Origin of the sequence: Altericista sp. CCNU0014, from assembly GCF_044923475.1 — a bacterium.
Lineage (GTDB): Bacteria > Cyanobacteriota > Cyanobacteriia > Thermosynechococcales > Thermosynechococcaceae > JAAURS01.
The window spans coordinates 3,207,468-3,233,498 of record NZ_CP137338.1 but is presented as its reverse complement, the minus strand read 5'-3'; the positions used below and the strand labels follow the sequence as shown (position 1 = coordinate 3,233,498).

The following is a 26,031-nucleotide window of genomic DNA, read 5'->3' as shown; positions in this document are numbered from 1 at the left end:
TCGTAGACTGTGTGGAGCGGCCCAATTGTGCGGCAGCTCCGCATCCGGAAAGCAACGTTGCTAGGAATAGAAAATGTCGTCGTTTCATGGTGCGTTCTTGCCCCAAACTGGCACTATCTTAGCGGCTCTTCGGTTCGTTTCAAGCGAGGTCGAGGTGTTCTGTGCTTGAAGCAATCCGCCGCCTTCTCCAACAATTGGGGGGCGCGCTCGTGTTTTACACGATCGTCCCGCTGCCGTCGGCTTGGCCGCTGGATTTTCAAAGAATTGCGCGCTGGGCACCTTGGATCGGGTTGCTCGTTGGGGTTTTGCTCGCTGGCACCAATTTTCTGCTCCTCCAAATCCCCCTCTCCAGCTTTCTGCGCGGTGTCTTGGTCCTGGTGGTATGGATTGCCATCACCGGAGGACTCCATCTGGATGGCGCGATCGATACTGCCGATGGCCTGGCGGTCCCCGACCCCGCGCGTCGTCTCGCGGTCATGAGCGACAGCCGAACTGGAGCCTACGGGGCGATCGCCGCGATTGTATTGATATTGCTGAAGGTGGGGGCGATCGCCGACCTATCCTCCCCTCAAGCCTGTAGCGTTTTGATCCTCGCGCCCATCTGGGGGCGTTGGGGGCAACTGGTGGCGATCGCCCGCTACCCCTATCTCAAAGCGGAAGGAAAAGGAGCCTTTCATCGCTGCAGCCTTCAGCTTCCCCAGGATTTATGGCCGAGCCTGCTGCTATTGGCGGCCATCGGCATTATTCCGGTTTGGCTTGGGCCCGATCGGTGGGTCAGCCATCTAGGGCAGTTTGCATTAGGGTCGATTTTATCTTGGAGCGTTGGGGCCTGGTTTTATCGGCGGCTGCGCGGCATGACAGGAGACAGCTACGGCGCAATTGTGGAATGGACCGAAGCCCTCTTAACGTGCTGCCTCAGCATTGCGATCCATTAATTTTTTGACGAAACCAAGTCCTTTGGTTTAACATCGCGTTAGGGGATCTTAGATTTTGACCCCCAAGCTAAAATTCAACTCATTAAATATTGGCAGCAGGCAACTGTATTTGTGAAGTCTGCTTTTCCAAAAGCCATAACAGATTTGTAGCATTTGCTTCCACCTATCCTCACCCTCGCAAAGCGGCTGACTGAGATAGCAGGCAAAGGCTTTTACTCTGTAAGGCGCGTTTTTCTTCAACTGCCTCAACTGTTTGCCAACTTTTTTCCAACAGGTTTTCAGTATTTGCCGCTTTTCACGAGCGAGCTGCTGGCGTCTGCTACTGCTGTGAGCGTCTCGGTCGGGATGCTGGCTTCGGCATAGATGGCAAACGGTTTTAACAATTTTACCCCTAACTTAATACAGTGCGTTAATCAGCTCAAGCCCTTAACCTGAGGCACATTGATGGTTTGGAGCTGAACCGCACAGAGGAATGTGAATGTCCAAACAAATTATTATTGCGGAGCAGCATCGAATCGCTGCCGTATTCTCAGAAGATCAAATTCAAGAGCTGGTCGTTGCCACCGGGCAGCATCAAGTCAGCGATATTTATCTCGGTATTGTCGAGAACGTTTTGCCCGGTATCGATGCCGCCTTCGTGAACATTGGCGATACAGAGCGCAATGGTTTTATTCACGTCAGCGACCTAGGGCCGGTCAAGCTCAAAAAGACGGCTGGAGCCATTACCGAGTTGCTGGCCCCCCAGCAAAAAGTGTTGGTTCAGATCATGAAGGAACCGACGGGCAACAAAGGGCCGCGTCTGACTGGAAATATTTCGCTGCCAGGACGCTACTTAGTGCTCATGCCCTCTGGCAAGGGCGTCAATCTTTCGCGCCGAATCCGCGACGAAGACGAACGCAACCGATTGCGGGCGCTTGGAATTCTTATTAAGCCTGCGGGCATGGGCTTATTGGTCCGCACTGAAGCTGAGGACGTCTCCGAAGAAGCCATCATCGATGACTTGGATCAATTGCAAAAGCAGTGGGAATCGGTGCAGCAGCAGGCACTTTCCACCCGCGCTCCCGCGCTGCTCAATCGAGATGATGACTTCATTCAGCGCGTTTTGCGGGATGTCTACAGTACTGACGTGAACCGAATTGTGGTCGATTCCGCCACCGGACTCAAGCGGGTGAAACAGCACCTGACGAGCTGGAGCGGCAATCGGCTTCCTCAGGGCGTTTTAGTCGACCAGCACCGAGAAGGCAGTTCGGTTTTGGAGTATTTCCGAGTCAACGCAGCCATTCGGGAAGCCTTAAAGCCCCGCGTCGATTTGCCCTCTGGCGGCTACATCGTGATCGAGCGGACCGAAGCGTTGACCGTGGTCGATGTTAACTCTGGTTCCTTTACACGGTCGGCTACCGCTCGCGAAACGGTTTTGTGGACGAACTGCGAAGCTGCCACTGAAATTGCGCGGCAGTTGCGCCTCCGTAACATTGCAGGCGTGATTATCATCGATTTCATCGATATGGATGCCCGCCGGGATCAGCTTCAGGTGTTAGAGCATTTCAATAAAGCGCTCAAGGCCGATAAGGCTCGCCCTCAGATCGCGCAGCTGACGGAGCTGGGGTTGGTAGAGCTAACCCGAAAACGGATGGGACAAAACATCTACGAACTGTTCAGCAAGCCTTGCCATACCTGCGGCGGGCTGGGTCACCTCGCGCATCTTCCCGGCGAAGCGCCCGACGCAGCAGGAGAGATGGTGGAACGCGTGCCTGTCTTGAGATCCTACGAATCTACCCCCTCGGGTTTGCGGTTGCCGGATGTTGGCGTTCATACACCAGAGCTGTCTTTGGACCCGTCTGACGATTTGCAAGAGCTCGATTTAACCAATCACCCGAACTACCAAGACAAAGGATCTAGACGCCGCCGTCGCGGGCGTCGCCTTGGAGAAACGCTGCCCCGCGAGAGCGTGCCGCCAGGAAAAGTGCTGCGACAATCGCCCAGCAGTTTGAGCGGCATTCCTAGCGCTAGCAGTATCCCCAACGGGTTGGCCATTGATGCCAACGGATTGAGCAAGAAGCTTCCCGACAAAGCACCGCCCGAGCGCGTCAAACCCAGCCGTTTTGATACCATCAAGGTTCGCGAGGATAAGCCGCCTGAGGTAATTGCAGTCAATATGTCGCCGCAAGAGCAGGATGTCTTTGCGTTTATGGGAATCTCGCCCTTAATTTTGTTTGAAGGGGAGGTCAAAAATCCCCGTACTGCTGTTATCGAGATTTACCCGCCCGGACACGTCAGCAACAGCAACGGATCGGCACCGTCGGAAGAGGAGTCGTTAGACTTTGACGCATTTGCAGGCGTAGAGGACCGCCCGAGCGCAACCGACCCCAGGGACACTTCGCCTATTCTGAAAGTTTCGACCGGGGAGACGGAGACCGAAGCGCCAGAAAGTGCGGCGCAGTCTTTTGTCGAGCGATCGATCCGGCAGTTTGCCCCGAACATCGTAACATCTGCTCCGGTTGAGAAGCGCGCGATTGCGGCTGAAGAAACTCAAGACGAATTAGATGGCGCGCCTCGTCGCCGCCGCCGCCGCTCTTCTGCGGAATCGGGAAAGGCCGAGCAGCTTTCCTTTGGGACTGAATCTTAAGGCAGTCCCGCTTGAGGTTGGCGCTCGAGTGCGGACTGGAATAGCTGTAGCGCTTTTTGCCACGCATCGGCGGCAGCATCGGGCTGGTAGCTCCCCCGCCGATCGCAGAAAAACCCGTGGTCGGCTGGGTAGCGAAAAATCTGATGGGGAATGCGATGGGCGCTCAACGCGTCTTGAATTTGCGCGACTTCTGCGGCAGGAATGCTGGCATCTCGATCTCCAAAAAAGGCATACACCGTTCCCGTAATGTCGCCCGTGCGGCTGAGGGTGGGAGGACCGCCGCCTGGGGTGGCGGTTGCAATGCCAGCACCGTAAAAGGAGGCGGTTGCTTTAATGTCTGGTAGGGTTGCTGCCAAATAGGCGACGTGGCCGCCAAAGCAAAAGCCGATGGTACCGATCGCCGCTCCGTCAACCGCAGGCAACGACCTTAAATAGCGGATTGCGGCTTGAGTATCGCCGAGCAGTTCTTCAGCCTTGGTCTGCATTTTGTAGGCCCGCCCCAGTTCGATGGCTTCGGGCGTGTAGCCTGCCTCAAATCCGGGAGCCAAGCGCTGGTAAAGGGCGGGGGCGATCGCCACGTAGCCTTCCCTTGCAATACGTTCTGTGACATCTCGAATGTGGTCGTTGACACCAAAAATCTCTTGAAATACGATGACGGCGGGGAACGAACCCGATTGGGTCGGCTGAGCTAGGTAAGCATCGATGGATAAATCTCCATTGGGAAACAGAACCGTTGAGGTTTCGATCTCGTATGTACTCATAGAAGCGTTTCCGTTCTGCTCTGGATGCTGATATTATCTCGCTTCGGTTCTAGAAATAGCCGACCCCAAGGCTGTTTTCTCGGCTTGGCAAGGCACATCCGGCTTGGCAAGGCACATTGCCCGCCGGAAATGCTTTTAAAGTTACGGTAGGTTATCGCGCAAGTAGGTTGAGTTCTAGCATGGTCGAATTTCATATTCAAACCGATGGCGAAATTCCGGCTTCGACGCAGCTCTTCAGCCAGATTTGCTTTGCGATTGCCTCCCGTCAGTTCGCCCCAGGGTACCGCCTGCCCAGCACCCGTCAGTTGGCCATGCAAACCGGTCTCCATCGCAACACCATCAGTAAGGTTTACGAGCGCTTGGCGACCGCAGGGTTTGTCGAGGCCCACATGGGTTCCGGGATTTACGTGCGGGCTTTAGGCCAAGAAAACACGCAACCTGCCAATGCAACGCCCGTGCCGATTCAAGAGGCGATCGAGCAAAGCTTGGACGGCTTTTTGCAGCAGGGATATTCCCTCAGCCAAGTGCGAGACTTATTTCTGCGCGCCATGGACGAGCGCTTGCGGGCCAGCACGCAACTCCTGGTCACGGTGCCGCGCCACGACCTCGGGGCGGGGGAAATAATCGTGCAGGAGCTGCAGAGCGCCCTCTCCCTTCCAGTACAGCTCGTGTTTTTAGAGGATCTTGCAGAAACTCTGGTTCAGCGCAGTGCCGCCACGCTGGTCACGGTGCGCTATTTCACGAGTCAAGCCGAAAATCTGCTCAAAGAACTGCAGCAGGCCGATCGGTCTGCCAGTCGAGCCTTTCGCATTATTGCCATCGATATTTATAACTACCAGCGCGAATTGGCGCTGATCCGATCGCTTCCCGCAGGCGCTCGAGTCGGTCTCGTGAGTTTGAGTTCTGGCACGTTGGGCGTCGCGGAAGTGATGGTGCACAGCGTGCGCGGCGAGGATTTATACGTGATGACCGCCCAGAGTCAGGATGCGCCGAGGCTGCGGGCGCTGATCAAGCAATCCCAAACCATCATCTGCGATCGGGCCAGTTGTACCCCGGTGAAAGCGGCGATCGCCAAAATGGCTGACGATCTGATTCGCGTACCTCAAGTGGTTTGCTGCGATAGCTATATCGATCCCCACTCCATCGATATCTTGAAGCGCGAACTGGGCTTGGAAACCGTAGAAATTTGATTTTGCGCGTGCTGCGGTTGACGGCGCTCCGTTCGCTCGAATGCGAAGCTATAGAGGAACCTCCCGACCCGTTGCGGCACCGATGGCAAACCTTCCCCCCGATGTTACGTCAGACCCCCTCCCCTACGTGCAGCTCGCCCCTCCTCAACGGCGGCAGCGTCTCAAAGAAATCGCGTTCGTTTTCCTCAAGCTCGGAATCGTTGCCTTTGGGGGACCTGCCGCTCACATTGCCATGATGGACGATGAGGTGGTCAAACATCGCACCTGGATGAGCCGAGAAAAATTCCTGGATCTATTGGGCGTGACGAACCTCATTCCCGGTCCGAATTCCACGGAACTGGCAATTTTTATCGGTTATAAATACGGTGGCATCTTCGGCTTAGTCCTTGCCGGAGTCAGCTTCATTCTTCCGGCAATGCTCTTGGTGTGGGGATTGGCCGTCGTTTACGTCCGGTATCAAACGCTCCCTCAACTGAGTTGGCTGCTATACGGCATCAAGCCCGTCATCATTGCCATTTTGGGACAGGCGCTTTGGAAACTCGGACAGAAGGCGATCCAAGACGTTCGAACGGCGATCGCCGCGCTAGCCGTCATCATAGCCTTTGCTTTAGGCGCAAACGAGCTGCTGCTGCTCGTGCTAGCGGGGTTAGGCGTAACGCTGTTTGAGAACGGAATCGGCCCTAAGGGAACCAAAATACCGTTTCTTATTTTGCCAAATTTACTCGTCGGGGCAACCCCGGTTGCCGTCCCATCGGTCTCCTGGGTCAACGTATTTTTCTTTTTCCTGAAGGTGGGTTCGGTCCTCTATGGCAGCGGCTACGTGCTGCTGGCTTTTTTGCAGCGGGATTTAGTGGAGCGATCGCAGTGGCTGACGTCCCAACAGTTGCTAGATGCAGTGGCGATCGGTCAAGTCACCCCCGGTCCCGTATTCACGACGGCAACCTTTGTCGGCTACTTACTGGCAGGGCATGGAGGGGCGATCGCAGGTACCCTCGGTATTTTTCTGCCTTCTTTCATTTTGATTTTGGCGATCGGCCCTTGGGTGGCCAAGCTCCGGTCCTCGGTTTGGGCTAGCGGCTTTTTAGATGGTGTGAATGCGGCTTCCTTGGGGCTGATGGCAGTCGCGACTTATACCCTAGGCCGCGCTGCGATTGTAGACTGGCTCACGCTCGCAGTCGCACTCCTCAGCAGCATTGCCATACTTCGATTTCAGCTCAACTCGGTTTGGCTGATTTCGATCGGTGGCGCTGTGGGGATAGCAGCAAAGATTTGGGGAGGTTAAGAAAATAGGCTCGAATTCGCAACCGATTTCCAGAAGCTCTGTGCTAGCTGGGGCAGATGGATGATTTTATACCAGAGTGCTTCGGGACTGACGCCCAGAAAATACTGAAGCGCCAGGGCAATGAGGGCGATCGTCACCAGAACGCTTAGCGTTGGCCTCAGAATTCTAAGGAGCCAATTAAACACCAGCCCCGAAACCAGCAAAGCCGCCCCTAAAACCACCGCATCACTCGTTAACACCGAAGATTTGAAATCGGCCATCATTTCAAAAAAGTTCCTAACCCTTATGACCCTAAACTTTAGCAACCTCTCGACGAGTGCAAATGTTCTGTATGAGCTTTGGGAAGCGTCTTTGCATTTTCCCCAAACGCACTGGAATATGAAAAAATAAAGGTCTAGCCTTTACCGCACAGTCTTTACCCTTTCTGATTGAATTGTTTTACCAATGGGCAACACCTACACCGCAGAAATCAGCCATGACGGTACCCTTTACACCGTCACCGTTCCCGACGACCAAACCGTTTTAGCATCAGCCCAGGCTGCTGGGGTGGATTTGCCCACCTCTTGCGGGGCTGGCGTTTGTACGACCTGTGCGGCTCAAATTCTGGAGGGTGATGTGGAGCAGGTAGATGCGATGGGCTTAGGGCCAGAAATTGTGGCGAAGGGCTACGCGCTTCTCTGCGTGTCCTATCCTCGCTCAAATCTAAAGATCGAATCGAACAAAGAAGATATCGTGTACGGCCTCCAGTTCGGGCAGTCGTAGCCCGAACTGGAGATGCGACATCGGTGGTCACTCAGTTCGTCACGATAAAAATCGATCTCAAGGATCTCGATATCCCCTTGCAACATGCTGTTGAAGCGCAGCTCGAACGGCATGGGGAACCCCTGCGATGGTCCATTACAGCGGTGAGCGAGGGTATCGCTCGAGTTGAAGCCGTGGTGCTGCACAATGTAGAAGCCTAAAAACCGCCAAGAGCAGTGGCTGAGGGAGAGGGTTGAGGTGGCTTTATGGTAGGGAGTTGAGAAGCCTAGCTACTGACAGTTTTAATTACATATAAGATCCTTAATAAGGTCAGAGATTTGGAAATTTTTTCATGACTCAATCTACAAGCCCGGAGCCTACCTTGGCCGATGTTATCGACAAAATTGAGACATTATCTAAAGACGTTGAGCGCTCAAACGAACGATTTGCGAATTACCAACAAGCTGTTCAGTGGGTCGTGCAATTAGCCTTTACTCTGATTGCCAGTGCCACTATCACCATTATCATTTCATCCGTCTTGAAATAATAGAACTCAGACCCCGCAGAGATTACGCCTCTGCAGGGTTCCTCAATCCTGTCAGAGATTTGAGTCTCATCATGCTAACACTTGCACCGCAGCGCTGATATATCCTCTATAAAGAACTGCGATCGCTTGCTAAAGTTGCCGAACTTGAGGGAGTTTCGCGAGAGCGCGTCAGGCAGACTCTAGAATCAATGCCCTCGAATCAGCACAGTATCAGGAATACAAGGCCATTGCGGAGTCCGAGAAAGGCGGTAGGCCGCGCCAGTATTCAAGCCTTCAAGAGCAGCGCCGGATTAATATGAAAAACTGGAGAGACAAGCAAAAGCAGGGCACGGGTGAGGAGAAGGCTTGACAGTTTTAGCTGAGGAAGGCGCTGTGCCAAAAGTGATGCCCTTTACCGTTACACTCATTATCCCGACGGGTATTGGCGCGTCCATTGGCGGCTATGCCGGAGATGCCTTACCCGTGGCGCGAGCGATAGCTAGTACCTGCGATCGCCTCATCACTCACCCCAACGTCCTCAACGGCGCGCAGCTTTACTGGCCGATTTCTAATGCTTGGTATGTCGAGGGTTATGGTTTGGATCGATTTGCCGCAGGCGATTGGGGACTGCGGCCCGTCTCCAGCAACCGGATCGGTCTCATCCTCGATCGAGCGATCGAGCCAGATCTGCAAATTCGCCACCTTCAAGCTGCAGATGCCGCTCGGGCAACCCTAGGTCTGACCCTCACCGATGCGGTGCTGACCGACCAGCCCTTAGGCGTTTCCCTCAAAACGGCGGCTTCCGGGGCGACGTGGGGCACCATTCAAAATCCCGACAGCTTGCTGCGGGCGGCAGATCGGCTGATTCGCGAGGCGGGGGCTGCGGCGATCGCCGTCGTTGCCCGCTTCCCGGAAAGCATCGACAGCGCGGCCCTGACAGATTATCGGCACGGTTGTGGCGTCGATCCCTTAGCCGGTGCCGAAGCCGTCATCAGCCACCTCATCGTTCGCACCTTCGGGATTCCCTGCGCCCACGCACCTGCCCTCTCGCCCTTGCCGCTCGACCCCGACCTCAGCCCCCGTTCTGCTGCTGAAGAACTGGGACATACCTTTTTGCCTTGCGTGTTGGTGGGTCTCAGCCGCGCGCCGCAGTTCGTCGCAGGAGCGCGACAGGCGCGGGACCTCGAACGGGATGCAGTAGATGCAGTCGTGATTCCAGAAAGTGCCTGTGGGGGAAGTGCCATCCTAAGCTGGAGCCAGACCGCCACTCAAATCATTACGGTTGCCGATAATCAAACCACGCTCGACGTTACCCCTGATGCACTCGGGTTGTCTGTCTGGCGTGCGCAGTCCTACAGCGAGGCGATCGGGATGCTGGTGGCGATGCGTGCGGGAATCAATCCAGAAGCCCTTACCTCAAAGATAGCGCCCATTCAACTGCAGAAGAACGGCATGGGAGAGACTAAACCTGCTACCGTTTAAGAGACGGAATGCGTCTTAAATACTCCCCGTGGTGAAACCGACGTCTCAACAACCCGAATTCGAACCCTTAAGTCGTTCCCAAATCTTAATTGCGATGGGCATTACGGCTATTATTTTGTTGGTGGTCGCTAAGATCTGGCTCCGGTTGGATGCGACCCCTCAAATTCCAGTCCGGTTCGACATTCCAGACCTATTGTGGGGCGCGAGTTTGGGGTTAGGCATTACCGGATGCAGCGCGCTGCTTTACCAACTTTGGCCGCGCTACCGACAATCTGCCGATATTTATTTACAGCTCATCTTGAAACCGTTAATCTGGCCGGACATGTTCTGGTTGGGACTGTTACCCGGATTGAGCGAGGAACTGCTATTTCGGGGAGTCATGCTGCCTTCTCTGGGCCTGAATTGGATGGGGCTGCTGATTTCTAGTTTGTGTTTTGGCATTCTGCACATGAGCAGTTTGCAGCAGTGGCCTTACGTGCTTTGGGCTTCCATTGTAGGGCTTGCCCTAGGCTACAGTACCTTTGCAACCCACAATCTATTGGTACCAGTAACGGCCCACATTCTGACCAATTTTATTTCGAGCACGACGTGGAAATGGTGCTATCAGCGGCAGTCTACTAGCCCTAGCTAAAGCTAATTTGCGCAGGTGCGTTTTAGGATAGTGCGGTAATGCGCGTTGCGAGTAAGTTGAGCCTGAAAATAACAACGTCTAAAAGCCCGCAGCCAAAACCCGCCCACTCTTTCTGAGGCTGTGCATCTGCGATCGTTCTGTTTTTATAACTTCAGCTCTCACAGATTGCTAAACATGTAGGGCAGCATCAGCTTCTGAAGAAAGCAATTGGTATCCAGCTTCAGCAGGCGAAACCACCGAAATAAAAACCAACGGCTCATCGCCGCTATTGAAAACGCCGTGGACAGATCCGATCGGCGCAATGACGATATCCCCTGCGGCGATCGCCGTTGTAGCCCCTGCCCCATCTAGGTAATAGTCTCCCTTCCCGGCCAAAATGGTCCAAGTGTCTTGCCCGTGGGGATGGATATGTGCGGCGATCTCCTGACCGGGTTTGATATACCAAGCCACCACAACTGCATCCTCAGATTCCGTCACAACCGAACGAATCGGCTCGCCATCCGTAGGCTGCAAAAATTGAGAACTTTGAAAGACTCGGCCTGCATTCATCTCTAATCTCTCGAAGGACGCGGGTTACACCATCTCAATTGGCATCGCTTTCTTGAGATGTTCGACTACAAACTATCTCATAGGTCGCTTTGGCAAACTGTCATCCCCGTAACCTCAAAGACAGTTGAAACGGACAACTGACAGACAACGATTTACCGATTCTTTCCCCCCAAAAGCGCGAGTCAAGCTGCGCTGCGCGGTAGAGTCGTCGGCCAAAGGTTAACCGAACGTCGGCGCTTCGGCAGTTTCTGGAGCCTGAAGCAAGGGAGCGTCAAAGTAAATAATCTGAATATCTTCAGGAATCGCCTCTATCAAACGCCGATAAGCCTCAGATTGAATCTGAGCTAACGCTTCGCGGCTCGTCGTTTGGCCCTCAGCCTCCAAAAATCCTAAAATGCGCGGTTCCGACCAGTGGAACGTCTGGGCGAGCACCAGCACCAGCCGATGAAGGGCTGGCAGCCGATCTAAAGCCGTCTGGAGATAGCACCACAGGGGCGGCGATGCGGCATTGAGCGCGTACTGAACCGATTCGATGGAAGGCGCTTCTTCTTGATTCACGCACAGTGCCGCTTTATTAAAAATCCAGGTCTGGAGCGAAAATTCATCGGCGATCGCCCCCTCTGCCTCGCCCACCTCCAAATGAGTCAGCTCGAAAAAGATATTACGCCAAACCCTGGCGAACAAATAATCGGTTTGCAGCGCGGCGCGGGCCATATTGCGAATGAGGACGTAGGTCAGTCCGCCATACCGACAGAAAATGGCGGTAAAGTACTTGCCCTCAGCGGGGTTTTGCTGGAAATCGCGGACCAATTGGCGATCGCTTTCCTGGGAGAGCGATCGAACCAAGGGATGCTGGGCTTCTAAAAATTCAGGAACGCTCATAGCTGAACCATCGCTGGAAGGGGGGTTTGATTGGGTCGTGCGGGCTATTGCGCCGATCGGGCACTGGATCGCGCCCGAACCCTATTGGATTGGAGATGAAATCTGTTATTATTACTTTTGCCGACCTTGGAGAGGTGGCTGAGTGGTCGAAAGCGGCAGATTGCTAATCTGTTGTACGGTTTAGATCGTACCGAGGGTTCGAATCCCTCCCTCTCCGTTTTTAGTCTTTGACGCGCACGTCGATAATGCTGGCGCGAAAATTGTAAAGCTTGCCATCGAGATCGATCGGCACGCCCACTTTGACTGGGATATTGCCCAAAACAGGACCTTCCTTGGTGACTTGGCCTCGGCCCTCCAAGGTCAAAACCAGATTGTTGGAAAATCGACTTTCAGGACGAGGATCTGGAAAGGCTTTGACCGTCCCATCCGGCTGCGATGCAGTCACCGTTTTAGAAAGCGGCTGGATTTTTTTGAGTTGGACTTCGCCGTAGGGCTGGTTGCGAATAATGATGCTAGTCTTTTCCCCTTCCTTGAGGATATCGGTCGGTTTGCTGGCGTTAAAGCCAATCACGATGGCATCGATCTCAACGGCTTTGGTGCTGAGCTGAGCCTGTACCGCCGATTGACCGGATTTGCCGGGGACGATGAAGCTACCCGCTACAATCAAAACCAAAAGTAGGGCAAGTCCGACATCCAGAATGCTGATTTTGCCGAATAAACGGCCTTTTTTATCTAAAAATGCCATGATATTGCGCTAAAAAATGAGAGACAATAGACGTACTGTGGCGAATCTGGTGCCAGACTACCACGACTTGCGAGGCAAATGTCCGCCTTGAGAACGCTAGATTGGAGAAAGGCAGACTGCCGTTTGGGGTGAGGAAACATCTGAATTTGCGGTTGCGTCTTGACTTACTTGACTGAAATGTCTTATCTGACCCCTCAACTTGCCTGTCGCGATTATGATCCGAATCAACCTTCGCTTATCTAAATTGCTGCCAGTTTCCCGACGGTGGCGCAACCAAATCGCGTCATTTGTGGCGATCGCCCTATTTTCTTGCGCTACCGTTGCTTCAGCCCAAGCCATTCCTGTACAGGAGCTCCTGTTTCGCGGCATTCAGGCCGCGCAGTTGTCTAACCTTTCAGACCAGCAAGAGATGCAGATCGGCGCTCAAATGCACCAAAATTTGCTATCCCAAAACGTGAGGCTGAGCGCCGATCCCGTTTTAAATGACTTCGTGACGGACATCGGACAGCGATTGGTTCCCTTCAATCGACGGGCTAGGCTGCCCTATAACTTTTACGTCGTCCAAGACAAAAACGTCAATGCCTTTGCCACGATGGGTGGCTATGTCTACGTCACGACCGGTCTTCTCAGGACGGCTGATAACGAAGCTCAGGTTGCGAGCGTGGTGGGTCACGAGATGGGCCACATCGAACGCAAGCACCTGCTCCAGCAAATGAGACAAACCATGCTCGCCCAGGGATTTGCCTCGGCCCTATTGGGGCAAAATCGTCGCCAGCTTGCCAATATTGGCGTCGATCTGCTAGTGCGTCGCCCCCTCAGCCGTGAGGACGAATATCAAGCCGATCAAGTGGGGCTGCGGCTCGTTCGAGATGCCAACTACGCCACGTCCGAGATGCCGGAATTCATGCGCAAGCTCGTCCAAGGCAGCGGGCGTACGGCCACTATTCTGAGTACCCACCCGGCAGTTCCCGACCGACTCAGAGCCTTGGATAAAGCAATTCGGTCGGGTCCGACCAATCGCTGCGACGGGGATAGGCGTTTGCCCATCTGCGGGGTGGATGAGGTCGAATATCGCAATACTGTGGGGCAGCGGGTTTAAGGCGACGTTGCGGGCGAGTTGGGAATCCCTCCGTCTCTTAGCCGCAGCAACGGATAAAATAGGAGCCAACTCCCGCTGGTTTTTCCACCATGTCCAATGCTGCCGCACCCTCTCGCCCTCAATCCAAACCCGTTAAGGCTCCCCACGCCCTCAGCGAATGTCTCCCGCGCCAACTGCCGCCGCTATTGGGCGCATCGAAAGCACAGCTCTCGGACTGGGTGCAGGCTCAGCAACAGCCTGCCTATAGAGGGCAGCAACTTCACCAGTGGATCTATCAAAAAGGAATTCGCGCGCTGGGCGAGGTGACGGTTTTTCCAAAGCAGTGGCGGGAAAGCGCGGCTGATGTCCCCGTCGGTCGGTCGATACTGCACTATCGTTCGGAAGCGCGGGACGGTACTGTCAAGTATCTCCTGCAGCTGGCGGACGGACAGATCGTCGAGGCAGTTGGCATTCCCACCGATCGCCGCCTGACGGTATGCGTTTCTTCCCAAGTCGGATGCGCGATGGCCTGTGATTTTTGCGCCACGGGCAAAGGTGGCTTTGTGCGTCACCTGGCCTGCCACGAAATTGTGGATCAGGTGTTGACCGTCCAAGAAGACCTCAAAGAGCGGGTCAGCAACATTGTATTTATGGGCATGGGCGAGCCGCTGCTCAATTTGGAGAACGTGCTGATGGCCGTGCGATCGCTCAATGAAGATATCGGCATCGGTCAGCGCTCCATCACCATCTCCACCGTAGGGGTGCCTGGACGGATCTCGCAGTTGGCGGATTACGGTCTCCAAGCCACCTTGGCGGTCAGCCTTCACGCTTCTAACCAATCGCTACGGGAGCAGTTGGTACCCAGCGCCAAACATTACCGCTTAGAAAAATTGATGTCAGACTGTCGGCAATACGTGGCCCAGACAGGGCGGCGAATTACCTTTGAGTATATTGTCCTGGCAGGGTTCAACGACAAACCCGAGCATGCCTCGGAACTGGCTCAGCTTTTGCGAGGGTTTCAAGCTCACGTTAATTTAATTCCCTATAACCCCATTAACGAGGTTGATTATCAGCGGCCTTCACCCCAGCAGCTCCAAATCTTTTTGCAAATTCTTCAGCGCCATAAAGTTGCTGCCAGCGTTCGTCAATCTCGCGGACTCGATCGCGATGCAGCCTGCGGGCAACTGCGGGCTTCTCAATTGGAGGACAACGCCGTTTTGGTTCAGTGATGGGCGATCGTATGGGCGATCGCCTCAACACAGTTGCCCAAGCTTTCTGCAACGGTATGACTTGCTTCTTCCACCCCACGAGCGGTGTGATGGGCGATCTCATTTTCTACATTCAAGGCGGCAGGACTAGACTCCAGACCCGTCGCATCTGCGATCGCTTCAAAATGAGAGAGGCGCTTACTGCGGTTGCGGTACAGGTCAACGCAAAAGTAACCGACCCCTAAAACTGCGATCGCGCTGGTGCAAGCAAATACGACAACATTCATATCAGTGCCACTCATCTAAGCTTTGCTGAAGACATTCTAACGTTTTGCCTGAATGGGCGAAATTTTCTGCGCTCTTGGGCGAGTTAAAATAAATATTGCCGAGCGCGAGCATGACTGCATTGCCTAACACGACATTACTCATTCGCAACGCCAACGTTTTACTGCCCGATGGAAACTTCCAAATCGCGGATGTGTTGGTGCGGGATGGCTCGATCGCGCAAGTTGGCGCTCACCTCAATCCAGAAGCGGATCGGATCATCGAAGCCGATCGCCTTACACTGCTACCCGGTGTCATCGATCCCCAAGTGCATTTCCGCGAACCGGGACTAGAGCACAAAGAAGATCTCACGACCGCCTCCCGCGCTTGCGCCCGTGGTGGCGTCACTTCTTTCTTGGAAATGCCCAATACGCGCCCGTTGACCGTTACCCAAGCAGCCCTCAACGATAAGCTAGCGCGGGCAGCTCAAAAATCGTTTGTCAATTTTGGCTTTTTTATTGGGGCCACGGCGGAAAATTTGCCGGATCTGCAAACCGCCAATCCCACTCCCGGCATCAAGATTTTCATGGGTTCGATGCATGGCGATTTATTAGTAGATCAAGAAGCGATCCTAGACCAGCTTTTTGCCACAGGCACGCGTCTGATTGCAGTTCATGCCGAAGACCAAGCTCGGATCGCCCAACGCCGCGAGGAATTTGCGGGCATTACAGACCCCGCCATTCATTCCGTCATCCAGGACAACCAGGCGGCGCTCAATGCCACGCAGTTGGCCCTCAAGCTCTCTAAAAAATATCAGCGTCGGCTTCATATTTTGCACCTTTCGACGGCGGAAGAAGCCGAATTGCTGCGCCAAGATAAACCAGAGTGGGTGACGGCAGAGGTGACGCCCCAGCATTTACTGCTGAACACCAGCTACTACGAAAAGCTAGGAACGCTCATTCAAATGAACCCACCCATTCGGAGCGCCCGCGACAATGAAGTGTTATGGCAGGCGCTGCGAGATGGTGTCATTGATTTTATTGCCACGGATCACGCCCCTCACACGCTGGCAGAAAAAGGCTTTGGAACGCCTGCCGAACCGTCTGAGGAAGAAGCCGCTCCCGCCCAGGCCGTTTTGCTGGAGCCTGCAAAGGTGCCTTCTGGAATGCCGGGGGTAGAAACATCCCTCGCGCTCATGCTGACTCAAGCCGTGCAGGGGCGCTGTACCGTTGCCCAAGTCTCGCGGTGGATGTCTACCGCAGTGGCGGAAGCCTACGGGATTCCCAATAAGGGGGCGATCGCCCCTGGTTGCGATGCGGATTTAGTCTTGGTGGATTTGGACGCCTACCATCCCGTCCTGCGGGAAGAACTTCAGACGAAGTGCGGTTGGAGTCCGTTTGAGGGCTGGAATTTGACGGGATGGCCCGTGGTGACGATCGTCGGCGGACAGGTGGCGTTCGAACGCGGGAAGTTTGACGAGCGGGTGCGGGGAAAAGCTCTGATTTTTCAACCGGAGGGTTAAGAAAGCCTTGAGCGCCCCGAACTGAGATTGAGGCTATTCCCAAAATAGAAACTACCAACCATTCTGTAGGAACGCAAGACCTTGTATCCCTAAGACTGCGTAACGTTCTACGACAATGGATTGCGAAGAGAGTCTAATATTCTGTAGCATTAGATACAGAATTCAGGTTTTCTTATGGGTGCTGTTCTTTCCTCCAGTTCTGGGGTCAGTCGGAAGTTACCTCGGCTTGCTTATGCTCCTAGAATTGAGGCAAATACTTGGGTTGAGCTGCTGCAACTTCCCTCGCCTTACAGTTTTGACGAAGCGCTTTTACTTTGCCAGGTTTCTTTTGATGAGTGGCTGGCCTGGATTCCCGACTATGGCGAAATCTGCCTGAATGTCAGCCAATTTCAGTGCGCGGACGACTAGATGCGCTGGATTTGCGATCGCCTGTAAGGTCGCGCGACCCTAGAGGATAATGGCGATCGCCACGGGTGTAGCAATCGGTTGCGGTATCAAAACTGCCGTTGTCGATCCTGATGAGTGCGTCTGCGGATGGGGCTGCTGAAGCAACCTCTGAACTGCAAACTGCAGACTTTTGTCGTTGATGGTTTGGATCTGGCGATCGTAGTTGCTGTAGCCTGCGATGAAGCCTTGGAGGTGGGCGGTTTCGTGGAGGAGGGTGGTGAGGAGGTCGTAGTGGCCGTAGGCGGCACTGTCAGAGGTAGCGCGGTAGGCGGTGTCGGTTAGGGTTTGGCTGTATTCGGTGTTGTCCCAGGGGGTGGGGTCGATGTACCAGCCGAGGCCGTTGGCGTCGATGTCGAGGTAGAGGGTGCCGGAGTTGGGGCGGCCTGTGAGGTCGAAGCCTGTGATGGTAGCTTCGGCGAGTTGGCCTGTGGGGAGATCTGCAATCTCGATGTTGAGGTTAAATGGAGATGGCCCCTGGAGAAATTCTAGCCAAGTGGGTACTGTTGTGTTTTGGAGGTTGGAGTTATGACTGCTGAGGAGTTGCTGGAGCGTTATGCTGCTGGGGAGAGAGATTTCAGTGGAATTACTATCTTGGCAGGCAATTTGATTAAAGCTGAACTTACTGGAATTAACTTGTCGAATGCTACTTTGTCCGGTACCAGTTTCATCGGAGCTATTTTGGATGATGCCAACCTGAGTGGAATTTATATGGATGGAGGAGACTTTACCAGAGCTGAGTTGTTCGGGGCTAATCTTTATAAAGCTATGCTTGATGGCTGCGATTTCATCGGAGCCAATCTCAGGGAAGCTAACATGAGTGACACCATGCTGGGTGATGCTTGTCTCGATGCTGCCTTGTTTTATCGTGCTAACCTCACTGGGAGTAACATGCGTGGAAGCAGTCGCTGTGGGACTAATTTCAAGGAAGCCTGTTTGCAAAATGCTGTTCTCGAAAGTGGTATTAGTGCTGCCAACTTCACCGATGCCAATCTTCTGGGAGCTAGGGATTTCGCCCCTAGCAAAACCGATATCATTTGCCGTACCACTATGCCAGATGGAAGTGTTATAAGTGTCTAATTCAAAGCTACTCAAAACTCCCTCTATTCCAGCAAATAATGGCGATGATGGCAGAGAAGCAAATAATGCATTAATGTCTTGCCATACATCATTTCTAGTACGGTTTTCAAGACGCTCTTGTGTTCCTAAAGAAAGATTGGAGAAAAAGTTGTAGCTTGTATTCTGTTCGACCTCTCGAACAGAATACAGATAATTTCTATTTTGATTACGTCTCCAGTTAATTCCTAATACCGAATCGTCGTTGGGTGAATATACTGCAAATGCCAGCGCAGTGGGATCGTTTTCGACATCTGTAACATTTTCAATCGAATGCTCTGAGACTAGTACAGCTTGGCTAAAGTAGATCTACCATTGAGAGGTAGAAGAGAAGAGGCTTCAAAGCGATGCCCCAACTGTCAGCAAAGCCAATCAATCTCAGTGAGTCAGAGAAAGCGGATTTAGAGAAACTCTTGAGGCGTTCGAGCACGGCACAACAGATCGCCCTGAGAGCCAAAATTATCCTACGTGCATCAGCAGGAGAAAGTCATGGAGCAATATCACGCGCACTGAACATCACCAAAGACACCAGTCGGTTATGGCGCAACCGATGGCTAGAACTGAGCGATCGTAAGCTGTCAGTAGAGGCGCGGCTAGAGGATGCAGCTCGCTGTGGAAAGCCAGCAACCTTCACCTTAGAACAACTCACTGAGCTCTATGCCCTAGCGTGCGACCCACCCGAGAAATATGGTCGTCCCATCAGTCATTGGACCCCTCGAGAACTTGCCGATGAGCTGATCGCGCAAAAGATCGTTGAGAGCATTAGTCCACGGCATGTCGGAAGACTCCTGGCGGAAGCAGACCTCAAACCTCATCAGAGTGGTTACTGGTTACATCCCCCCCCGACCCAGCGTTCAAAGCCAAGGTCGAAGATATCTGCGAGGTCTATGAATTAGCGCTCGAGAGAGCCGAACGGGGAGAGATGACCTTCAGTTTAGACGAGATGACGGGAATTCAAGCCTTGGAGCGTCGGATGCCAGATATTCCCATGAAGCCGGGACGTGGTGTAAAAGTTGAGTTCGAGTATCTCCGGCATGGCACTCAGGCGCTGATTGCTTCATTTAACGTCGCCAGTGGTCGCATTGCTCAGGCTGACGTAGGAGACAGCCGCACGGAGGAAGATTTGGACACCCATATCAGGGCACTGCTGGCTCAGGATCCAGACGCGCTGAAGACGCACCTGGTGATGGACTGTCTCAATACCCATCAATCTGAAGCATTAGTCCGGATTGTCGCTGAGCTTGAACCACTGACCCTTGAGTTGGGAGAAAAGGGTAAATCTGGCATTCTCAAATCGATGGACACCCGCGCTGCTTTCTTGAGAGACCCCGCTCACCGTCTGGTCTTACATTTCACCCCTAAACATTGCTCTTGGCTCAATCAGATTGAGATTTGGTTTAGCATTTTGGTGCGTAAGTTATTGCGGCGCTCGAGCTTCACCAGTAAGGCTCACCTCAGAACCCGTATCCTGGAATTTATCGAATACTTTAACCGCACGATGGCAAAGCCGTTTAAGTGGACTTATAAGGGCAAGCCTTTGACCGCTTAGATGCATGAGAAACTTACGCCAAGCTGTACTAGTAGTCTACCAAAGGAGCTTTGACTAGTTTTTTGGGTCAAGGACAGGGTACAAGCGTTCCAACTTAATCCCAATGCCACTGAAATAAGGAGACAAAAAAATCTGCAAGGCATGATTTAGAAGCATCATAGCCTTACAGACCAAAATAATACCTCCTTATCTTATGCTGAATCGTGCCGAAATTCTCAAGCAGCAGTATCGTAGGTTGGGTTGAGGAACGAAACCCATACCCCCAAACGACTCACTCAAACCCATCTTCTACATCAAGCGAAGTATCCGCCCCCCACATTAGGTCATACTTCCCTTCGCACATATACCAATGAAAACTAGAATACTTCCAATCCTTCGGGGCTTTTACCAATCCATGACGAACCGGATTGTAATGGATATACGACCCATGCCTCATCCAATCCTGCTCATCCCGAATATAATACTCCCGAAACCGCCGCTGCCAGACCGCCTGCTCCATTTAAGATTATTGACTCTTTTATTCCAATGCTATGACCGACCACGATCGCCTGTTTAAGGAACTGCTCTCGACCTTTTTTATGGAGTTTTTAGAACTCTTCCTGCCCGAACTTGCCCTCCAAGTCGAGCCAGAATCAGTTCGTTTTCTGCCTCAAGAGTACTTTGCAGATTTGACCAGCGGAGAAAAGAAAATTATTGATCTGTTGGCTCAGGTCAAGCTCTCAGGTCAAGATGCAGGCATACTCATTCATGTCGAGGCCCAGGCTTCTTCCAAACCAGATTTTACTCGTCGAATATTTTTTTACTTTGCCAGACTGTATCAAAAGTATTTACAGCATGTCTATCCAGTGGTTATATTCTCCTTTGATGAACCGTTGCGCGAAGAACCCCATACTCACAGCGTAGAGATCGCTGATTTAAAGGTCTTAGAATTCAACTTTGCCGCCATTCAGCTCAATCGTTTGAATTGGCGAGATTACCTGAATCAGAGGAATCCAGTCGCCGCAGCTCTGATGGCAAAAATGAAGATTGCATCGGGAGATCGCGCCAAGGTGAAAGCTGAGTGTTTGCGAGTTTTGGCAACATTACAGTTGAACCCAGCAAAAGTGGAGTTGATTTCAGGGTTTGTGGATACCTATTTGCGGCTGAGTGCCCAAGAAGAGGAGATATTTCAAGCAGAGATTGGTAAACTGGAAGAAACGGACCGGGAGGGCGTTATGCAAATTGTCACCAGTTGGATGGAACGGGGCATCGAACAGGGCATCGAACAGGGCATCGAACGAGGTTTACAACACGAACGATCGCTGATCTTGCGCCTCTTAAACCGCCGCGTTGGGACGATCGCCTCCGAAGCTGAAGCCCAAATCCGATCGCTGTCTCTCGCTCAACTTGAGGCATTGGGTGAAGCGCTGTTAGACTTTTCTCAACCCTCGGATCTGAGCGCGTGGCTGCGATCGCATTCTTAATCCTTCAATTCCTTGTATTGTCAATATTGTAAGCGGACAGCTCGATCGAGCTGCCCGCGCGTCTTTAAATCAAACTTACGAACAAGGGCAGTTCGTCTCGGTCTAAAACAGAGATCGTCAACATCTCCTCGCGAGATAATCCCAACGAATCTGTCACTCGTACTCGAATCGAGTAACTAGACTGCACCTCAAAATCCGATCGCTCGGCCAAACGCAGTTCGTTCCCCTGAATCGCAAATAGACCGTTATCAATACTTCCCATGCCTGAAACCAGTTCATAGGTAAACGTGGAATTTCGGTCTTGGTCTATGGTGCTGAAGATGCCGATGAGGGTATTGAGTGCATTGTTTTCGAGGACAAATCTCTGAGAAAGAAGCAGTTGGATGGGCGCTTCATTCACATCGTTGACATTGATGAAGAAAATCTGCTCCGAGAAAAGGCCAGCGCGATCGATCGCTCGAACTCGCACGCTATAACTGGCCTTGATCTCGTAATCTGCCACAGCATTGAAGACTAACCGATCGTTCGCAATCGAGAATAATGCATTATCTGTGGAACCAGCGCCACCGACGAGTTGGAAGGTTTGGGTATCTCCGAGATCGGGGTCTATGGCGGTGAGGGTTCCGATCGCAATCCCTGAGATATTATTTTCCGAGATAGAACTTGCACTTAATGCGATCGCCGTCGGTGCTTCATTCACATCTGCGATCGCAACGGTGAAGACTTTCTCGAAGGATGCTCCGGCTCGATCGGTGGTGCGGACTCGAATGCTATAGCTGGATTTGGCTTCGTAGTTGGCAGGGGCATTGAGGATGAGGCGATCGCCCACGATGCTGAAGGCGGCATTATCCGTACTGCCAGTCCCGCTCGCAAGTTGGTAGGTCTGGATATCGCCTGTATTTTGGTCGGTGGAACTGAAGGTGCCGACTAAGGTATTGGCAGCGGTATTTTCTGCGAGGGAGGAAGCACTCAAGGTTAGGTTTGTGGGTGCAATATTGGGGAGGGTTGCGTCGATCGCGGCACCAAAGACGGTGGCGCTGCCGTTAAAGGTGATGTTGCCTTTAGTGGCAATGTTGCCGTAGAGGGTGGAGGAGCCGTTGAAGGTGAAGCTACCAACGGCGGTGAAGCTACCGCGCGTGTTGGAACTCCCGTTGAAGGTAATGTTACCGCTTGAGAAGACGCGAATTTGGTCTGCCCCGGTAAACCCTTTGGTGCTGCCGTTAAAGGTGACGTTGCCCGTGGAACTGCCCGTGGCGAGTAAGTTATACAGACCGTTAAACTTGGCAGCCCCGTTTGTATTGATGGAGCCGGAGGCAAAGACGGCTAGGTCTGTGGCGTTGACGGTGTTGAGGTTGATGTTGCCGTTGTTGGCAATCAAGACGACGTTGTTGGCAGTATGGCCGCTGCCGTTGAAGTTAATGTCGCCGTTCTCTACGATGATGACGATGTGGCTGAGGGTGGCGGAGTCTGGGATGTTGAGTCCGCCGCCCGTGACGCGCACGACGTTGGGTTGGGTGGCGGTACCGGGGGCGGGGAATTTTACATTCCAATCCGTCAGGGTATTGAGCGGGTTGAGGCTGGCGTTGAAGGTGACTTCTGGGGTGCCTGTTGCTACCCGGCTGTTGAGGGTTTGGGTTCTGAGGTCCGCGTAGGCGGGGATGTCGATGGGTTGGAGGGGGATGGTTTTGGTTGGGGTGAATCCTGTGTATTTGTTGGTTGGGGCTTTGAGGACGGTGTAGCCGGGGGAGACGACGATGGCGTTGGGCACCAGGATCGGTTTGCCGCTGGCATCTGTGAGGATGTTGCCTGCGGCGTCGCGCTGGACGGGCAGGGTGGGGTTGCCGTTGATGGTATAGCCTTTGGCGGCGTAGATGCGGGCGTCGTCGTTGGGGTTGAGGGCGTCGCCGTCTAGGTCGCCGGATCCGTTCATGGTGAAGGTGCCTTCGGTGCGGATGGCGAAGGTGTTGGTGCCGGGGTTGGCAACGCTTTCGTTATCGAGGATGGTGGCTTGGCCTCGATCGTCGAGGAGGGTGGCGTGGGTGGCGTTGCTGAGGTTGAGGAAGAAGGTTTCGTTGCCTTCCGTGAGGCGATCGCCGAGGATTTGGATTTGGACGGTTTGGCTGGTTTGGCCGGGGGCGAAGGTGAGAATGCCGCTGGTGGGGGTGTAGTCCTGGCCTGCGGTAACGGTCCCGTTGGCTGTCGTGTAGGCGACGGTGACGAGTTGGGTGCTGGCGGCGGTGAGGTTCACGGTAAAGGTGGCGGTGAGGGCGGTGGTATCGCTCTCGGTAATGGCGATGTCGGTGACGGTGAGGGCGGGCAGCGCTAGGGGTTGGATGGTGGCGATGAGGGTATCGGTCGTCGCTGCGCCGTCTTTATCGATGGTGGTGAGGGTGACGGTGTAGGTGCCCGGTTGGGTGTAGGTGTGGGTTGGGGTGGCGCTTCCGGTGGCGGTGTTGCCGTCGTCGAAGTCCCAGAGGAGGGTTTGGGTGTCAGCGAGGCCGGGGTCGGCGATCGCGCTTTGGAAGGTGACGGGGGTGCCGACCGAGGACGTGAGGTCTGCGCCGATATCGGCACTGGGGGCTGCGTTGCTCACGGTGACGGCGAAGGTGTGGGTGACGGTGGTTCCGTCTTTATCGGTGATGAGGAGGGTGGCGGTGTAGGTGCCGTTGTCGCGATAGGCGCGGGTGACGGTGGTACCCGTGACGGGAACAGTGCCGTCGCCGAAGTCCCAGGTATAGGTGAGGGTGTCGTTGCCGGGATCTGAGGCGGCAGCGGTGTAGGTGCCGGGTTGGCCTTCGGTGAGGGCGCTGGGAACGGTGAGGCTGGTGAGGTTGGGGGGGAGGGTAGCGACGGTGACGGGGAAGGTGCGGGTGGTGGTGGCCCCATCTTTATCGGTGACGGTGAGGCTGATGGCGTAGGTGCCGTTGTCTGGGTAGGTGTGGCTGACGCTTTGACCTGTGACGGCGGGGGTGCCGTCGCCGAAGGTCCAGGTGTAGGTGAGGGTGTCTAGGGTGCCCGGATCGGTGGCGGTGGCGCTGAAGGTGGCGCTGTTGCCTTCGGTGAGGGTGCTGGAGAGGGTGACGCCTGTGGGAATGGGGGCGATGTTGGTGACTTCTACTGTGAGGGTTTGGGTAGTGGTGGCTCCGTCGTTGTCGGTGACGGTGAGGCTGACGGTGTAAAGGCCGTTATCGGCAAAGGTGTGGGTTGCGGTTTGGCCTTGGATGGGTGTGCTGCCATCGCCAAAGGTCCAGGTGTAGGTGAGGGTGTCTAGGGTGCCCGGATCGGTGGCGGTGGCGCTGAAGGTGGCGGTGTCGCCTTCGGAGAGGGTGACGGGGCCGTTGAGGGTGGCGATCGTGGGGGCGACGTTATTGACTGTCACCACGAGGGTGTCTGTGGTACTTCCACCGTCTTTATCGGTGACAGTGAAGCTGACGGTGTAGGTGCCGTTGTCGGCATAGATATGAGTTGGAGTCAGGGTTCCGGTGATGGGCGCGCTGCCATCGCCGAAGTCCCAGGTGAGGGTGTGGGTGTCTAAGATGCCGGGGTCGGTGTAGGTGCCGCTGAGTTGGATGGTTTGGCCTTCATCGGCGGTTTGGTCTGGGCCTGCGTTGGCGGTGGGTGCAATGTTGTTGACGGTGACGGTGCGCTGTTCGGTGGCGGTGGGGCCGTTGTTACTGTTGACGCTGAGGGTGACGGTATAGGTGCCGTTGTTGGCGTAGGTATGGTTGATGGTTTGGCCTGCGATCGGGCTGCTGCTGTCGCCTAGATCCCAGGTGTAGGTTAGGGGTTGGTTCCCTGAAATGGTGGCGGTGGCGCTGAAGTTGGCGGGGGTGCCTTCGCTGAGGGTGCTGTCGATGTCGATCTGATTGATGGTGGGAATGGGGTTGAGGATGCTGAGGTTGACGGTGGCGGGGTTGGAGTAGACGCCGCTGTTGTCTTGGATGGCGTAGGTAAACTGGTCGCTGCCCGTATATCCGGCGGTGGGCTGGTAGGTGACGGTGCCGTTGGGGTTGAGGCTGACTTGTCCGTGCTGGGGTGCTTGGAGAATTATCAGGCTGCTGGGGTTGAGGGTTCCGTCGGGGTCGCGATCGTTGTTGAGGATGTCTACGGTGATGGCGGTGTTTTGGTTGGTGGTGGCGCTGTCGTCGTTGGCTATGGGAGCTTGGCTGAGTTCGGCTAGGAGTTGCACGTCGTCGATGGTGACGGTGCTGTCTTTGGTGCCGAAGCCGAGGAGGTCGAAGTAGAGGGTGACGACGGTGCCGGGGGTGAGGGTGCTGACGTCAATTTGGACGATGCGGGGTTCGGCTCCGCTCACCCCTCCAAGGGTGACGGCGTTGCTGAGGTAGGTTTGGCCGTTGGATTGGATGTTGAGGAGGGCGTCGGTGTTGCTGAGTCCGGTGAGGGGGGCGAGGACGCTGGTGTTGGTGGTGTGGTTGAGGAGGGCGACTTCGAAGGCGTCGCCGGGGGCTAGGCTGCTGTTGCTGCTGCGCAGGTCTGTATTAATGAGGGTGAATTGAAGGGCTTTTGCGCCTTGGGGGATGACGAAGGTTTGGCTCAGGTGGCTGAGGTAGGGGGAGTCTTCGCTGAGGATGGCTTGACCGTTGAGGATTTGGCTATCGCCACGGGTGTACCAATCAGTTACGGTGTCGAAGCCGCCATTATTGATCCCAATGAGTGCACCTGCTGATAATGCAGCGGCTGGAGCCAACTCTGAACCGCGAACCGCGAACTGCGAACCGCGAACTGCATTCAAGATCTGAATATCTAGCGCAGACGGTAATTTCCGCACGCCTGGTGTCAGGGTGGTGTTCATCAGGTCGTAGGGGTAGACCTGGGAGTTGAGGTGGCTTCCGTCTGGGGTGAGGATGGCGCTGAAGTTGTCGCCGATGAAGGTTTTGCTGCCGTTGATGGTTTGGACTCGGTTGTCGTAGTTGCTGTAGCCTGCGATGAAGCCTTGGAGGTGGGCGGTTTCGTGCAAAATTGTGGTGAGGAGGTCGTAGTGGCCGTAGGCGTCGGAGCCAAGGGTGGCGCGGTAGG

25 protein-coding genes and 1 tRNA gene are annotated in these 26,031 nt (G+C 54.3%); 19 read left to right on the top strand and 7 right to left on the bottom strand.

Going from position 1 to position 26,031, the window contains the following annotated elements; all coding sequences use genetic code 11:
* Positions 1 to 161: 161 nt before the first annotated feature.
* A complete protein-coding gene (cobS, locus tag R6H26_RS15545; protein ID WP_404783547.1) occupies positions 162 to 935 on the top strand; it encodes an adenosylcobinamide-GDP ribazoletransferase in 774 nt (257 codons plus the stop codon).
* A 478-nt stretch (positions 936 to 1,413) separates the two neighbouring features.
* Positions 1,414 to 3,561 (top strand): Rne/Rng family ribonuclease, encoded by a 2,148-nt coding sequence (locus tag R6H26_RS15540; protein ID WP_404783545.1) that lies wholly within the window; start codon positions 1,414 to 1,416, stop codon positions 3,559 to 3,561.
* On the opposite strand, the gene R6H26_RS15535 is transcribed toward R6H26_RS15540, so the two are convergent.
* Positions 3,558 to 4,322, bottom strand: a complete 765-nt coding sequence (locus tag R6H26_RS15535) for a dienelactone hydrolase family protein (protein WP_404783543.1) — start codon at positions 4,320 to 4,322, stop codon at positions 3,558 to 3,560. The two genes, R6H26_RS15540 and R6H26_RS15535, sit on opposite strands and share 4 nt — an antisense overlap.
* 179 nt (positions 4,323 to 4,501) lie before the next feature.
* Here R6H26_RS15535 and R6H26_RS15530 point away from each other — a divergent pair, with 179 nt between their 5' ends.
* Together R6H26_RS15530 and chrA are read left to right on the top strand one after the other, a co-directional pair.
* Positions 4,502 to 5,512, top strand: coding sequence for a GntR family transcriptional regulator (locus R6H26_RS15530; protein ID WP_404783541.1), 1,011 nt, complete (start codon positions 4,502 to 4,504; stop codon positions 5,510 to 5,512).
* Between the two features lie 40 nt (positions 5,513 to 5,552).
* Positions 5,553 to 6,794: a chromate efflux transporter gene (chrA, locus tag R6H26_RS15525; RefSeq protein WP_404783539.1), complete on the top strand. Its 1,242-nt coding sequence runs from the start codon at positions 5,553 to 5,555 to the stop codon at positions 6,792 to 6,794.
* On the opposite strand, the gene R6H26_RS15520 is transcribed toward chrA, so the two are convergent.
* Positions 6,791 to 7,057: a hypothetical protein gene (locus R6H26_RS15520; RefSeq protein ID WP_404783538.1), complete on the bottom strand. Its 267-nt coding sequence runs from the start codon at positions 7,055 to 7,057 to the stop codon at positions 6,791 to 6,793. The two genes, chrA and R6H26_RS15520, sit on opposite strands and share 4 nt — an antisense overlap.
* A gap of 181 nt (positions 7,058 to 7,238) precedes the next feature.
* On the opposite strand from R6H26_RS15520, the gene R6H26_RS15515 reads away from it, so the two are divergent.
* The 5 genes from R6H26_RS15515 (at position 7,239) to R6H26_RS15495 (ending at position 10,174) form a co-directional block, all read left to right on the top strand.
* Positions 7,239 to 7,556, top strand: a complete 318-nt coding sequence (locus R6H26_RS15515; protein WP_404783536.1) for a 2Fe-2S iron-sulfur cluster-binding protein — start codon at positions 7,239 to 7,241, stop codon at positions 7,554 to 7,556.
* Positions 7,557 to 7,579: 23 nt separating this feature from the next.
* Positions 7,580 to 7,756, top strand: a complete 177-nt coding sequence (locus R6H26_RS15510; RefSeq protein ID WP_404783534.1) for a hypothetical protein — start codon at positions 7,580 to 7,582, stop codon at positions 7,754 to 7,756.
* Positions 7,757 to 7,887: 131 nt separating this feature from the next.
* Positions 7,888 to 8,082, top strand: coding sequence for a hypothetical protein (locus R6H26_RS15505; protein ID WP_404783532.1), 195 nt, complete (start codon positions 7,888 to 7,890; stop codon positions 8,080 to 8,082).
* A 384-nt stretch (positions 8,083 to 8,466) separates the two neighbouring features.
* Complete coding sequence (locus R6H26_RS15500; RefSeq protein WP_404791344.1) at positions 8,467 to 9,543, top strand: DUF3326 domain-containing protein; 1,077 nt, start codon at positions 8,467 to 8,469, stop codon at positions 9,541 to 9,543.
* A 28-nt stretch (positions 9,544 to 9,571) separates the two neighbouring features.
* Positions 9,572 to 10,174: a lysostaphin resistance A-like protein gene (locus R6H26_RS15495; protein ID WP_404783530.1), complete on the top strand. Its 603-nt coding sequence runs from the start codon at positions 9,572 to 9,574 to the stop codon at positions 10,172 to 10,174.
* A 168-nt stretch (positions 10,175 to 10,342) separates the two neighbouring features.
* On the opposite strand, the gene R6H26_RS15490 is transcribed toward R6H26_RS15495, so the two are convergent.
* Positions 10,343 to 10,723, bottom strand: coding sequence for a cupin domain-containing protein (locus tag R6H26_RS15490; protein ID WP_404783528.1), 381 nt, complete (start codon positions 10,721 to 10,723; stop codon positions 10,343 to 10,345).
* Positions 10,724 to 10,942: 219 nt separating this feature from the next.
* The gene (locus R6H26_RS15485; protein WP_404783526.1) at positions 10,943 to 11,605 is read right to left on the bottom strand and encodes a sigma-70 family RNA polymerase sigma factor; all 663 of its coding nucleotides are present in this window, start codon (positions 11,603 to 11,605) and stop codon (positions 10,943 to 10,945) included.
* A 128-nt stretch (positions 11,606 to 11,733) separates the two neighbouring features.
* Here R6H26_RS15485 and R6H26_RS15480 point away from each other — a divergent pair.
* A tRNA-Ser gene (locus tag R6H26_RS15480) sits at positions 11,734 to 11,822 on the top strand.
* A 3-nt stretch (positions 11,823 to 11,825) separates the two neighbouring features.
* Here the strand turns inward: R6H26_RS15480 and R6H26_RS15475 are convergent.
* Positions 11,826 to 12,350 (bottom strand): DUF4330 domain-containing protein, encoded by a 525-nt coding sequence (locus R6H26_RS15475; protein WP_404783524.1) that lies wholly within the window; start codon positions 12,348 to 12,350, stop codon positions 11,826 to 11,828.
* 214 nt (positions 12,351 to 12,564) lie between these two features.
* Here R6H26_RS15475 and R6H26_RS15470 point away from each other — a divergent pair, with 214 nt between their 5' ends.
* Together R6H26_RS15470 and rlmN are read left to right on the top strand one after the other, a co-directional pair.
* Positions 12,565 to 13,449 (top strand): M48 family metallopeptidase, encoded by an 885-nt coding sequence (locus R6H26_RS15470; protein WP_404783523.1) that lies wholly within the window; start codon positions 12,565 to 12,567, stop codon positions 13,447 to 13,449.
* An 89-nt stretch (positions 13,450 to 13,538) separates the two neighbouring features.
* Complete coding sequence (rlmN, locus tag R6H26_RS15465) at positions 13,539 to 14,657, top strand: 23S rRNA (adenine(2503)-C(2))-methyltransferase RlmN (RefSeq protein WP_404783522.1); 1,119 nt, start codon at positions 13,539 to 13,541, stop codon at positions 14,655 to 14,657.
* On the opposite strand, the gene R6H26_RS15460 is transcribed toward rlmN, so the two are convergent.
* Positions 14,651 to 14,938 carry a hypothetical protein gene (locus tag R6H26_RS15460; RefSeq protein ID WP_404783521.1) on the bottom strand — a complete coding sequence of 96 codons (288 nt, stop codon included), beginning with the start codon at positions 14,936 to 14,938 and terminating at the stop codon, positions 14,651 to 14,653. The genes rlmN and R6H26_RS15460 overlap by 7 nt on opposite strands.
* 95 nt (positions 14,939 to 15,033) lie before the next feature.
* Here R6H26_RS15460 and R6H26_RS15455 point away from each other — a divergent pair, with 95 nt between their 5' ends.
* The 7 genes from R6H26_RS15455 (at position 15,034) to R6H26_RS15425 (ending at position 20,994) form a co-directional block, all read left to right on the top strand.
* The gene (locus R6H26_RS15455) at positions 15,034 to 16,422 is read left to right on the top strand and encodes a dihydroorotase (protein WP_404783519.1); all 1,389 of its coding nucleotides are present in this window, start codon (positions 15,034 to 15,036) and stop codon (positions 16,420 to 16,422) included.
* Between the two features lie 174 nt (positions 16,423 to 16,596).
* A complete protein-coding gene (locus tag R6H26_RS15450; protein WP_404783518.1) occupies positions 16,597 to 16,830 on the top strand; it encodes a hypothetical protein in 234 nt (77 codons plus the stop codon).
* 126 nt (positions 16,831 to 16,956) lie between these two features.
* Positions 16,957 to 17,151 (top strand): hypothetical protein, encoded by a 195-nt coding sequence (locus R6H26_RS15445; RefSeq protein ID WP_404783516.1) that lies wholly within the window; start codon positions 16,957 to 16,959, stop codon positions 17,149 to 17,151.
* Between the two features lie 243 nt (positions 17,152 to 17,394).
* On the top strand, positions 17,395 to 17,946 hold the full coding sequence (locus R6H26_RS15440) for a pentapeptide repeat-containing protein (RefSeq protein WP_404783515.1): 552 nt from the start codon (positions 17,395 to 17,397) through the stop codon (positions 17,944 to 17,946).
* Between the two features lie 383 nt (positions 17,947 to 18,329).
* Positions 18,330 to 18,878 carry a helix-turn-helix domain-containing protein gene (locus R6H26_RS15435; RefSeq protein WP_404783513.1) on the top strand — a complete coding sequence of 183 codons (549 nt, stop codon included), beginning with the start codon at positions 18,330 to 18,332 and terminating at the stop codon, positions 18,876 to 18,878.
* Between the two features lie 26 nt (positions 18,879 to 18,904).
* On the top strand, positions 18,905 to 19,531 hold the full coding sequence (locus R6H26_RS15430; protein ID WP_404783512.1) for a transposase: 627 nt from the start codon (positions 18,905 to 18,907) through the stop codon (positions 19,529 to 19,531).
* Between the two features lie 530 nt (positions 19,532 to 20,061).
* Complete coding sequence (locus R6H26_RS15425) at positions 20,062 to 20,994, top strand: Rpn family recombination-promoting nuclease/putative transposase (protein WP_404783510.1); 933 nt, start codon at positions 20,062 to 20,064, stop codon at positions 20,992 to 20,994.
* A 64-nt stretch (positions 20,995 to 21,058) separates the two neighbouring features.
* Here the strand turns inward: R6H26_RS15425 and R6H26_RS15420 are convergent, their stop codons facing one another.
* Entirely contained in the window at positions 21,059 to 25,807 is a 4,749-nt protein-coding gene (locus tag R6H26_RS15420; protein WP_404791342.1) for a PKD domain-containing protein, read from the bottom strand.
* Positions 25,808 to 26,031: the final 224 nt, after the last annotated feature.